9 protein-coding genes are annotated in these 12,813 nt (G+C 49.0%); 2 read left to right on the plus strand and 7 right to left on the minus strand.

Annotated features, from left to right (window positions below; all coding sequences use genetic code 11):
• Positions 1 to 80: 80 nt before the first annotated feature.
• The gene (gene ppsA / locus PCO85_12415) at positions 81 to 2,459 is read right to left on the minus strand and encodes a phosphoenolpyruvate synthase (GenBank protein ID WJV52060.1); all 2,379 of its coding nucleotides are present in this window, start codon (positions 2,457 to 2,459) and stop codon (positions 81 to 83) included.
• Positions 2,460 to 2,759: 300 nt separating this feature from the next.
• Here ppsA and PCO85_12420 point away from each other — a divergent pair, with 300 nt between their 5' ends.
• Both PCO85_12420 and PCO85_12425 read left to right on the plus strand, forming a co-directional pair.
• Positions 2,760 to 3,581 (plus strand): pyruvate, water dikinase regulatory protein, encoded by an 822-nt coding sequence (locus PCO85_12420; protein WJV52061.1) that lies wholly within the window; start codon positions 2,760 to 2,762, stop codon positions 3,579 to 3,581.
• A 100-nt stretch (positions 3,582 to 3,681) separates the two neighbouring features.
• The gene (locus tag PCO85_12425; protein ID WJV52062.1) at positions 3,682 to 4,728 is read left to right on the plus strand and encodes a 3-deoxy-7-phosphoheptulonate synthase; all 1,047 of its coding nucleotides are present in this window, start codon (positions 3,682 to 3,684) and stop codon (positions 4,726 to 4,728) included.
• Between the two features lie 95 nt (positions 4,729 to 4,823).
• Here the strand turns inward: PCO85_12425 and rmf are convergent, their stop codons facing one another.
• The 6 genes from rmf to rlmKL form a co-directional block, all read right to left on the minus strand.
• Positions 4,824 to 4,991, minus strand: coding sequence for a ribosome modulation factor (gene rmf, locus PCO85_12430; protein ID WJV52063.1), 168 nt, complete (start codon positions 4,989 to 4,991; stop codon positions 4,824 to 4,826).
• A gap of 255 nt (positions 4,992 to 5,246) precedes the next feature.
• A complete protein-coding gene (pqiC, locus tag PCO85_12435) occupies positions 5,247 to 5,810 on the minus strand; it encodes a membrane integrity-associated transporter subunit PqiC (GenBank protein ID WJV52064.1) in 564 nt (187 codons plus the stop codon).
• Positions 5,807 to 7,453, minus strand: a complete 1,647-nt coding sequence (gene pqiB, locus PCO85_12440) for an intermembrane transport protein PqiB (protein ID WJV52065.1) — start codon at positions 7,451 to 7,453, stop codon at positions 5,807 to 5,809. Before pqiB ends, pqiC begins: the two co-directional genes overlap by 4 nt.
• Complete coding sequence (gene pqiA, locus PCO85_12445) at positions 7,440 to 8,708, minus strand: membrane integrity-associated transporter subunit PqiA (protein WJV52066.1); 1,269 nt, start codon at positions 8,706 to 8,708, stop codon at positions 7,440 to 7,442. Before pqiA ends, pqiB begins: the two co-directional genes overlap by 14 nt.
• 61 nt (positions 8,709 to 8,769) lie before the next feature.
• Complete coding sequence (locus PCO85_12450; GenBank protein ID WJV52067.1) at positions 8,770 to 10,689, minus strand: ABC transporter ATP-binding protein; 1,920 nt, start codon at positions 10,687 to 10,689, stop codon at positions 8,770 to 8,772.
• Between the two features lie 5 nt (positions 10,690 to 10,694).
• Positions 10,695 to 12,812 (minus strand): bifunctional 23S rRNA (guanine(2069)-N(7))-methyltransferase RlmK/23S rRNA (guanine(2445)-N(2))-methyltransferase RlmL, encoded by a 2,118-nt coding sequence (gene rlmKL / locus PCO85_12455; protein WJV52068.1) that lies wholly within the window; start codon positions 12,810 to 12,812, stop codon positions 10,695 to 10,697.
• Between the last annotated feature and the right edge of the window lies 1 nt (position 12,813).

Raw genomic sequence — 12,813 nt, forward strand, 5'->3', positions numbered from 1 at the left:
CTTCAGCTAACCTATAAAAAGAAAACCGCCCGTAGCCATATAGCTGACGGGCGGTTTTAGTTTTTACTACGTGAACTGGACTAGAGATTTTCAGCCAGATTTAACCAGGTTTGCACCACCGTATCCGGGTTCAGAGACAAACTGTCGATACCTTGTTCCATTAACCAGGCAGCAAAATCTTCATGATCAGAGGGTCCCTGACCACAGATCCCTACGTATTTACCCTGTTTTTTTGCCGCTTTAATAGCCATCGACAACAAGGCTTTTACTGCGTCATTACGTTCATCAAATAGCTCGGACACCACGCCAGAATCACGATCCAAGCCAAGAGCGAGCTGGGTCATATCATTGGAACCAATAGAGAACCCATCAAAATACTGCAAGAAATCCTCTGCCAGCAGTGCATTGGAGGGGATCTCGCACATCATGATAATCTTTAACCCATCCTCACCACGGCGCAGACCCTGATGCGCCAAGCCCTCAACCACAGCCTTAGCTTGAGCGACAGTCCGAACAAACGGGATCATCACTTCAACGTTGGTTAACCCCATCAGATTGCGTACTCGCTTGACGGCTTCGCATTCCAGCGCAAAGCACGCTTTGAAATCAGGGGATACATAACGCCCGGCACCACGGAAACCCAGCATTGGGTTTTCTTCTTCCGGCTCATAACGCTCACCACCAAGCAGATTGGCATATTCATTAGATTTAAAGTCGGATAGACGCACGATGACACGTTTTGGCCAGAAAGCCGCTGCCAACGTAGCAATGCCCTCTTTCAAACGTTCGATATAGAACTCAACAGGATCATTATAACCCTGCATCAACGCTTTGATTTCACGTTGTAATTCAGGAGTCTGTTGGTCAAATTCCAGTAACGCGCGAGGATGAACACCGATCATGCGATTGATGATAAATTCCAGACGAGCCAGACCAACACCTTCATTCGGCAAGCAGGCAAAGTCAAAAGCCCGATCCGGGTTACCCACGTTCATCATGATTTTCAAAGGCAACGTGGGCATTTCATCCACTTGAGAACTTTTCACCGTGAAATCCAGCACGTCCTTGTAAACATAGCCAGTATCACCTTCCGCACAAGACACCGTGACTTTTTGTCCATTATGCAAACGTTCAGTGGCGTCGCCACATCCCACCACGGCCGGAATACCCAACTCGCGAGCAATAATCGCCGCATGGCAGGTACGTCCACCACGATTGGTGACAATGGCAGCCGCTTTCTTCATGATCGGCTCCCAATCCGGGTCGGTCATATCCGTCACCAGGACATCACCGGCATTGATACGGTGCATTTCACTGATATCGTGGACAATCTTGACCTCACCGGCGCCAATACGGTGACCAATCGCTCGGCCTTCTACCAGAATGTCACCACCTTCTGGCATATTGTAACGCTCCATCACCTGCCCGTTTGAACGCACGGTCTCCGGACGGGCCTGAACGATATACAGCTTACCGTTATGACCATCTTTCGCCCATTCGATATCCATCGGGCGGCCATAATGTTTCTCAATCAGCAATGCCTGGTGTGCCAGTGCCTGAACCTCTTCATCACTCAGGCAGAAACGCCCTGAGAGCTGTTCTGGCACATCTTCAATACGGACTTGTTTACCATGTTCCTGGCTGGAAGCGTAAACCATGCGGATTTTTTTCGAGCCCATCGTGCGACGTACAATAGCTGGTTTACCCTTCAGCAAAGTGGGTTTATGAACGTAAAATTCATCAGGATTAACCGCCCCCTGCACCACCATCTCCCCCAGACCCCAGGCAGCGGTAATGAATACGACCTGGTCAAAACCGGATTCCGTATCAATGGTGAACATCACGCCGGATGCCGCCAGATCAGAGCGGACCATGCGTTGAACGCCCGCAGATAATGCCACACCACGATGGTCATATCCCTGGTGTACACGGTAAGAAATGGCACGATCGTTGAACAAGGAAGCGAATACATGTTTCACCGCCGTCATGACCGCATCAATTCCTTGCACATTAAGGAAAGTTTCCTGCTGACCGGCAAAAGAGGCATCCGGCATATCTTCTGCGGTTGCTGAAGAACGCACGGCGAAGGACGCTTCGTCTTCTCCCTCAGACAGTTGCTGATAAGCCTCACAGATCGCCCGTTCCAACTCGGACTGAAATGGCGTATCAATAATCCACTGACGAATTTGTGCCCCAGCTTTCGCCAGTTGGCTAATGTCATCCACATCTGTGCCATCCAGCAATTCATAAATACGCTGGTTAATCCCACTTTGATTAAGAAAATCATTAAACGCCTGGGCGGTAGTCGCGAAACCATTGGGGACAGCAACGCCCAGTTCAGACAGGTTGGTAATCATTTCACCCAGAGAAGCATTTTTGCCTCCCACCTGCTCAACATCGTGCATACCAAGTTGGTTATACCAGAGGACATTACGCATATCAGGGCCGTTATTGGACATCGAAAATAATCCTTTCTGCATACAATTGGGGTATGGAAGAGTTCGCTGAGAATCGATATCAGCGCTTTGAGGGTAGCATAGCGTTTTAAAAATGCAGGAAAGGTGAATCGATCAACCTATGAAAAAAAACTGCACTGACAGGTTTTCTTTGCTTAATTAGGAGAAAACCTCAATATTGTAAAAGAATAGCATTCTAATCATGAACATAATGAAATGCCGTTTCAATAAAATCATGACGAAAAACTCGATTTATAGCACAGAAGATTTTTTAGTATCCAGACAAAAGCGTAAGGAGCAATTGTGGAAAGAAGTGTGTTTTATATATCAGATGGCACGGCAATCACTGCCGAAGCGATTGGTCATGCCGTACTCTCACAATTTCCGATCAACGCGGTTAGTTATACCTTGCCTTTTGTTGAAAGCGAAACACGTGCCAGCGCAGTCTGTGAACAGATTAATGCCATCTATCATCAAAGCGGTATCCGTCCATTGGTATTCTACTCCATAGTGACACCCACAGTACGGGATATTATTGTCAACAGTGAAGGGTTTTGTCAGGACATTGTGCAGGCTCTGGTGGCGCCACTGCAACAGGAGCTGAATATCGCTCCAATGCCGATCGCCAATCGGACTCACGGCCTGACAGCCAGTAATCTAAATAAATATGACGCCCGCATCGCGGCAATTGACTATACGTTGGCCCATGACGATGGCATCTCTTTACGTAATCTTGATCAAGCCCAAGTCATTTTGTTGGGTGTTTCGCGCTGCGGCAAAACGCCTACCAGCCTTTATTTGGCTATGCAGTTTGGAATCCGTGCCGCTAATTATCCATTCATTGATGACGATATGGACAACCTGCGCCTGCCGGAAGCTCTAAAACCCTATCAGCAAAAACTGTTTGGCCTGACTATTGATGCCGAGAGACTGTCCGCTATTCGCGAAGAGCGGCGAGGTAACAGCCGTTATGCTTCGTTGCGGCAATGCCGGATAGAGCTGAGTGAAGTAGAAGCATTGTTCCGCCAGCATCAGATCAAATACATCAATACCACTAATTATTCGGTGGAGGAAATTTCCGCCAAGATCATTGATATTTTAGGTATGAGTCGCCGCATGTACTAGTACATGGTATAGTGTGCGAGAATCGCGGTTTAATTGATTTGAAAGCAATAAGTGAAACAAACCGGATGGACTGACCTTTAAAAAATTGCAGAGATTCTACATGCAACAAACAGATGAGCTGCGTAGTGCGCGCATCACTAGCCTGGTTACACCCGATACATTGATAACCAAGCTACCGGTAACGCCTGCGGTGACAGAAATAGTGACTACGTCACGCTTAAAAATAGAAAATATTCTTACTGGTCAGGATCGCCGATTACTGGTCGTCATCGGTCCCTGTTCTATCCATCATCCTGAAAGTGCCCTCGATTACGCCCAACGATTGGCTGAACTACGCGGTCGTTATCAAGACCGACTGGAAATCGTCATGCGCACTTACTTTGAAAAACCGCGCACCGTGGTGGGCTGGAAAGGGTTAATTTCCGATCCGGATCTCAATGGCACCTTTAGAGTCAATGAAGGGTTGGCGCTGGCCCGTCAACTTTTACTGAACATCAATGCGCTAGGCCTACCTACCGCTACCGAATTTCTGGACATTGTCACCGGCCAGTACATTGCCGACCTGATCAGTTGGGGTGCCATCGGTGCCCGTACCACCGAGAGTCAGATCCATCGTGAAATGGCGTCGGCGCTGTCCTGTCCCGTAGGGTTCAAAAACGGCACTGACGGTAACACGCGCATCGCGATTGATGCTATCCGTGCAGCCCGCGCATCACATATGTTTTTATCTCCAGACAAACAGGGAAAGATGACCGTCTATCAAACTACTGGCAACCCTTTTGGGCACATCATCATGCGTGGAGGCAAAACCCCCAACTACCATGCCAAAGACATTGCCATCACCTGTGCTGATTTATGTGAATATTCCCTGCCCGAGTATCTGGTTGTCGATTTCAGTCATGGAAATTGTCAGAAACAATATCACCGCCAGTTGGATGTTGCCCAGGATATCTGCCAACAAATCCGCCAAGGCTCACAGGCCATTGTCGGCGTAATGATAGAAAGCTTTTTGGTTGAAGGTAATCAGCCCTCACGTAATCCGAAGACACTGACTTACGGTCAATCGATTACCGATCCTTGTCTCGGCTGGAAAGACAGTGAACTGATATTATCGCAATTAGCCGAGGCGGTGGACGTCCGCTTTTGAATTGTCTGCTTTGCAGTCTGAACCGTTTACGCTGGTTCACTAACGAAAACCTCCGCCCAGGCGGAGGTTGTTCCTTTTTCAATTGATAAGGTGTGCTAGGCAGTCACTACCTTATCCTCCATGGCCTGTCGCCAACCTCCCAACCAGTGAGACCGGGCATTGATCGATTGATAAGGGCATAACTCCCTTGGTCGACCAGAAATACCTGCTTGATACCCTCGTGAATGAGCCCTTTCCAGGCGATCTCGTTTCTGTCTCTTCATGCCTTATCTCCCTCACTTTCATATCTGGTGGAAAGAAAACAGTGATTACTTTTCAGTCAATCACACGTTATGAATAGCGAGTATTTCATGGAAGATCAAGGCGCAAAATTCACGCCAATGTCATATTTGTGAACTATATTGAAAGTTTTCGACTGGCGGCAGCCATAAATCATTGCTAACGAATTGAGGTCAAAACAAAACCTCTGAACGTATTTTTTTAGATTAAAAATAACGTTCAAAGGTATTTGATATGCTTTAGGGGAATGAAGCCGTCTGCTGAACAATAGAGTGACCAACCTGACGCCAGCCCTGGGACAAGGCCTTGACCAGAGCGTCGTATCCATCTGCCGTTTGTGATATCTCTATATGAAACGGATGAGTGACCACTTTATCTTGATAGCGGAGAATCCATTCTCCGCTAATCACCGCCTTACCATCGTAACGCCCTTGAAACGCAGTGACATTTACATCAAGCATTGCCGGGTTGCCTCCCATGTCCTGGGAGGTGATTCGCCATCCCGGCAACCCGTCATGTAAAGTAACCATCAGCGCCTGCCGTAATTGCTGATCGAGTGGACTGGCCCACAGGTTATTGCTGGCAATGGTATAACGCACATCTGATGTCTGAAACACAATCCCCGAATTGGACAAGTAATCAGCCAGATTGACAGTCCTGATTTCTAAATAATGACCAGATGCCGGAGTAATAGAGACCGCCGAATCCTTCACGTCAACCGGAATCTGGTAATACACTTTCTGTGGGGCGCTGCTACAAGCACTCAGCAATAGTATCAGCGCCAGTGACCATCCTTTCATCATGGTTTAGCCTTCTTCGGTTGAGGATCCTTGGCACCCGGGGCGTCAAATACCAGAGCATTACTCTTTTCATTCAAAGTACGTAATAGTGGCTGCAATTCCCGTATCACCTGATCAAAATGCTGCATATTTGCCACCATTTTATTGTAAGCCGGAGAGCCCTGCTGAAAGCCCTGCAGACTTCGATTCAACTCACGGAGCGTGTGTTGCATATCCTGCGGTAAACCCTGCATGGCTTCACTACCAGTAATCCGATTCAGAGTTACCAGTGTTTTTTGCATTTCTCGCAGGGTTGACTGACCCTCAGCTAATGTTTTGGTTGCCTGTTCTACCATCGGGGTCAATGGCAGATTATTAACCTTATCTAATATTGATACCAGTTTCTGCTGTATCTCCGATAAGCCGCTATTAACCGTAGGGAAAACCGGGTAGCCATCCACTGTCGATGGCTTACTAAGCTGACCTTTCTGTTTTGGATAGAAATCCATATCGATATACAATGCACCGGTCAGGATATTCGCCGTTTTTAACGAGGCCCTCAATCCCTTTGACCAGGCGTTGTGCAGTTCCTGATTCAGGTTCAATTTATCCCGGATATTTTTATCCAGGCGATCCTGCTCAATACGAATCAACACCGGAATACGGTAGTCACTATCAATACGTTGCAGTATCTCTTTCGGAAAGTACGGTACCCGTGTCACTGTGCCCAATCGTATGCCCCGGAATTCCACCGGTGCCCCCGGTTGTAGCCCGCGAATCGATTCATCAAAAAACATCAGATATTCTTTGTATTCGGTATAAAGCGAATCCTGAATGCTGTTCTGATTATCAAATAATTTATATTCAGCACGGTCATGAGCGACCTTCCCCGGTGCCCAGCCAGCAGGCACATCAAAACTGACACCGCCGCTGATCAGTGTGCTCAGGGAACCCATCTCCACGCGCATCCCTTGCGCGGAAAGATTCAATGACACACCACTGTCTTTCCAAAAACGAACATTGCTTGTCACCAGGCTATTGTATGGGGCGGAGATAAACAGCTGGTAGTGCATCATTCTAGCCTTAGGATCGAACTGACTGGCTTCTACCGATCCCACACGATAACCACGGAATAACACCGGATCACCGGGATTCAGTTGCCCAGACTGTTCGCTGTTGAGGATGATACGAATCCCTTTTGAATTCGGTGGTGCCAATGGCGGCGTATCCAACAACTCGAATGACTTGCTTTCATCTTCACTGGATCCTGGTTGTAGCTGTATGAATGCCCCAGACAACAGCGTCCCTAATCCCGAAACACCTTCCCGGCCTATCTGGGGTTTGACTACCCAAAAAACAGAATCACGGCTCAGTAACTTGCCCATTCCATGGTTCAAACGCGCCTTTATTTCCACCTGGTGCAAGTCTTTACTCAATACGACACTTTCCACTATCCCCACATTGACATTGAGGCTTTTAATCGTTGTTTTACCCGCTTCAATGCCTTCTGCATTACTGGTGATAAGCGTAATTTCCGGCCCCTGATGGCTAAAATGATAAAACAGAATCCAGGCACCAATTAACACCGTGACGATTGGGACAATCCATACTGGTGACCAGCGTTTAATCGTTTCAATCTCCGCTACGCTGCGATTACTTTTCGTCAACGGGAAGCTCCTCTAACTCATAATTATGTCGGTCCCATAATAGACGGGGATCAAACGTCATTGCGGCAATCATTGTCAGGATCACCACCAAGGCGAAAAGTACGGCCCCGATCTCCGGGTAAACATTCATCAATCTGCCGATACGGACCATTGTCGATAATACTGCAATAACAAAAATATCAATCATTGACCAACGGCCAACAAATTCAACAATTTCATACACCAGATGCACCCGCTCACTATCATGGTGGCCGTTCTTTTGAGCATTCCAACACAGCCAGCACATCGCCAGCATTTTCAGCGTTGGCACCATGATACTGGCGACAAAAATCACCAATGCCACGGGATACGATCCCATATCCCACAGCAGGGAAACTCCCGACATAATGGTGGATGTTGTGCGATTACCCAACGATTCCGTCACCATAATCGGCATGATATTAGCCGGAACATAAAGCAGCGCCGACGTGATCAGCAACGCTAGCGTCCATTGCAGGCTATGTCTACGCCGAGCATGTCCATGAGTGTGACAACGTGGGCAAATTTGTTGATCGGCTGGCAGAATCGCCATGCAGCAAGAACACGAGCGGACCCCTTGCAGCAATCCACTACGACCAACCTGCAAGTCGACAGGCAGACTCGGTGGGGCCGCTACATCATCCCACAACCAGCGGCGATCCAGATTCTGAAACGCCAGTAATTGCAGCAGACAAAATAAGACGTAAGGAATAAAACTGGCACCAATACCGATATCGCCATACGCCATCAGCTTGACAAAACTGACCAGGACGCCGGCCAGAAAAATTTCTGCCATTCCCCAGCTTTTCAATCGAAATAGAATTTTGGTTATGTTTCGCTTCAGGTCATAAGGCAAAGACGCACGTAAGCACAGTAGTACAATGGCCACCATGCAAAATGCCGGAACCAGTTGCACAAAGCACATAAACAAGGTTGCGACACTGGCATAATCGTCGTCCACCATCACTTGGGGAATTTCCAACAAAGTAATTTCGTTGGTAATACCAGCTATCTGCATTGAGACAAATGGAAACAATGTAGACAACACCAACATCATTACCGCACTGAAAGCATAGCTGGCAGGACGCCGGCGCGGCTCGGAACAACGACTGATTAATACCGTTTTGCAGCGGGGACACACCGCACGCTGACCGTCGTGTACCAGCGGGAGATCAACTAACAGATCACAATGTGGGCATAGCATGTGGCGATCACTATCGTGAACCTGGGTACACATTAACAGCCTCCTTCGGATAGACCTGACACAGAGGCGACGCCAGGCCATCTGCTGCTAAAGATTAGCCGTTCTTTTGCGCTTCAAGTGATTCCCAGCGTTCAAAACAGGTTTCAAGGCTCTGCTCCGCCTTCGCCAGCGATTGCAGAACCTGCTGGGTTTCGTCATACGAACGACTGAAGAAGCCAGAATCACTCATTTGTCGCTGCAATGAACTGATTTCCTGCTCAAGTTCCTCAATCTGCTGCGGCAATAGCGCTAACTCGCGCTGTTGGTTATAACTCAATTTACCAGAATACCGTTTGGCGGGTTGTGCGGCGGTGGTTGGCGCGTCGCTTACCGAGGCAGCGGCAGCAGGCACAATAGCCGGGTTACGTAGCGGTATAGTTTCAGCACGTTGCTGTTGGGCATCATAATAACCACCAACATAACGACCTATAACGCCGTTACCTTCAAAGATCCAGCACTCGGTCACCGAATTATCCACAAACTGTCGATCATGACTGACCAGCAAGACCGTACCCTGATAACCTTCAATCAGCTCTTCCAACAATTCCAGCGTTTCCACATCCAGATCGTTGGTAGGTTCATCTAGAATCAACAGGTTGCTGGGTTTTAAAAACAGGCGGGCTAACAGCAGTCGGTTGCGTTCTCCGCCAGATAACGCTTTCACTGGCGTCATAGCACGTTTGGGATGGAACAGGAAGTCCTGCAAATAGCCTAATACGTGACGTGAGCGGCCATTAACCATCACTTCCTGCTTACCTTCCGCCAGATTGTCCATTACCGTACGTTCCGGGTCTAATTCCGCACGGTGCTGGTCGAAATAGGCGACTTCCAGCTTGGTACCGCAATGAATTCGTCCACGAGTGGCCTGTAACTGGCCCAGCATCAGTTTCAACAGCGTTGTTTTGCCACAGCCATTTGGCCCCACCAACGCGATCTTATCGCCACGCTGTACCTGCGCCGAAAAATCGGTTACCAGTACCTTCCCGTCTACCTGATAGTGCACATTTTCCAGCTCAAGCACAATTTTGCCGGAACGGGCAGCTTCTTCAACCTGCATTTTAGCAGAGCCCATCACTTCACGACGCCCGGCCCGCTCTTGACGCATCGTTTTCAATGCTCGAACCCGGCCTTCATTACGAGTACGCCGCGCTTTGATGCCCTGACGAATCCAGACTTCTTCCTGAGCTAACTTACGATCAAACTCCGCATTCTGCAGATCTTCAACCCGCAGCGCTTCTTCTTTGCCCAGCAGATACTTATCATAATCTCCTGGCCAGGACACCAGCTTGCCGCGATCCAGGTCAACAATCCGGGTCGCCATGTTGCGAATAAAAGATCGGTCATGTGAAATGAACACTATGCTGCCCTGAAATGTCTTGAGGAAACTTTCCAACCAGTCAATGGTTTCAATATCCAAATGGTTCGTGGGTTCATCCAATAACAGCACTTTCGGCGAGCTAACCAATGCCCGTCCTAATGCGGCTTTACGCAGCCAGCCGCCGGACAGTGCCGACAACGGCATATCCGCCGACAGCCCCAGTTGTTCCAAAATTTCGTTGATGCGATCTTCCAGCTGCCACAACCCTTGATGTTCCAGTACATCCTGAATTTTCGCCAACTGGTTGAGATTCTTTTCGCTGGGATCGGTACTGATCAACCGTAAAACGGTGTGATACTCTTTCAGGTATCCGGCCTGCTCTGCGACGCCTTCCGCCACGAAATCAAACACAGTACCCGCCACATCGCGCGGTGGGTCTTGTTGTAGACGCGCCACAATCACATCCTGCTCATACACCAGACGGCCATCATCCAGCGGAACTTCCTGGGCTAAAATCTTCAACAGTGTCGATTTGCCGGCACCATTACGCCCGACCAGGCAAACGCGCTCATTTTCTTCAATATGAAGTTCGGTGTTATCCAACAACGGGGCATCACTGAACGACAGCCATGCGCCCGATAAACTGATTAATGACATTGTGGTTACTTTTCCTCTCCGGCATGTTGTAGCAGCCAGCAGTTGTGAATCTGACGATTACGAGCAAAATCCTGTGATAACGTGCGATCAGTAATCTCTTTTGCGACCAATCCCGCGGCGGCCAGCCCCGCCACATCCATCTGAAAACCACGCTTATTGTTGGAAAACATGATCGTGCCACCACGGCGCAGCAGACGTTTCAAATCCCGCATCAGCACCAGGTGGTCGCGCTGTACGTCAAATGTATCTTCCATACGTTTAGAATTAGAGAATGTAGGTGGATCAATAAATATCACGTCAAACTGTTCGTGGCTTTGGTGCAGCCATGTCAAACAATCTGCGTGTACCAAACGGTGCTGACGTCCGGTCAAACCATTGGCACGCAGATTCTTCTCTGCCCATTCCAGATAGGTTCGAGACATATCCACCGTAGTGGTGGTGCGTGCGCCACCCAGCCCGGCATGCACGCTGGCACTGCCGGTATAGGCAAACAGATTTAAAAAATCTTTGTCTTTGCTCATCTCACCCAGCATCTTGCGGGCGATACGATGATCGAGAAACAGGCCGGTATCCAGATAATCCGTCAGGTTCACCCACAGCTTGGCGTTGTACTCCTGTACCAGCAAAAATTCCCCTTTCTGCGCCAGTTTTCCATACTGGTTCTTACCTTTCTGGCGCTCACGGGTTTTCAGCACCAACTGATTGGCAGGCACATCCAACACACTCAGGGTCGCATTTATCACATCAAAAAGACGTTGACGGGCTTTTTGTACATCAATGCTTTTGGGTGGTGCATATTCCTGTACGACTACCCAACTGCCATAGCGATCCACCGCTACATTGTACTCCGGCAGATCCGCATCATAAATGCGATAACATTCGATACCTTGCTGTTTCACCCACTTATCCAGTTTGCGCAGATTTTTTTTCAGCCGGTTGGCAAAATCCTCCGCCATCGTCGCAACAGAAACGCCTGAACTTTCGGCCAACTGATAGTTTTTCTGCACACAATCCAGCGGACCGTTTTTAGCCTTAAACTGGCGGTCGGCGCGCAGTTGCAGACAGCTCAATAACTCCGGCGATGCACTAAATAAAGAAAGCTGCCAGCCACCAAATTCACTTTTCATCTTACGGCCCAGCATATTATGTAGGGCAATCAGTGCCGGTTCACTATCTAAGCGTTCACCGTATGGCGGGTTACTGAGCACAACACCTTTCGGTCCCTGCGGCAACGGATTTTGTAACTGTGCCGCGTCTTTCACCTCAAAATTGATCAATTCGCTGATGCCAGCCCGCCGAGCATTCGCTCGTGCTATCTCAATCACCCGGCGATCACTATCCGAGCCAAAAAACCGGGAAGTAGTGGCCTGTAGCCCTTGCCGGGCACGATTTTGTGCGACCGTCGTCACATCCTTCCACAATAACGCATCGTGTTTCTGCCAGGCTAAAAAGCCCCAGTGTTGACGGTGCAAACCCGGCGCACGATCTGCCGCCATCATGGCGGCCTCAATCAACAAAGTGCCGGATCCGCACAAAGGATCCACCATCGGCATACCCTGTTCCCAACCGGAACGCAGAACAATTGCCGCCGCCAGATTTTCTTTCAGCGGAGCCTGCCCGGCCATTTCACGATAGCCGCGCATATGCAGACCATCACCGCTCAAATCCAAAGCCACGTTAGCTGTTTCACGCTGCAGAAAGACGTTAATACGAATATCCGGTTGCTGCCTGGCCACATCCGGACGTAGCCCACTCTTACGAGTAAAACTGTCAACGATGGCGTCTTTGACTTTTAACGCACCGTATTGGCTATTACGAATCTCATCATTAGTGCCGGTAAAATGCACTGCAAAGGTTTTATCGACACTGAAAATGGACGACCAGTCCACCGCCTGAACGCCCAAATAAAGATCAAGATCGCTGTAAACCTTAAATTCATTCAGCGGCAGCAGAATGCGCGATGCCAGACGGCTCCACATCAAGCTTTGGTAAAGCAGGTGATCGTCACCTTGAAAATGCACTCCTCCTTGCACCACACTACAGGCTTGGGCGCCCAGCGCCTCAAGTTCGCTTTTTAACAATTCTTCCAGCCCACGCGCAGTGCTGGCAAACAGAGAGTTCATA

Source organism: Prodigiosinella aquatilis, assembly GCA_030388725.1.
Classification (GTDB): domain Bacteria; phylum Pseudomonadota; class Gammaproteobacteria; order Enterobacterales; family Enterobacteriaceae; genus Prodigiosinella; species Prodigiosinella aquatilis.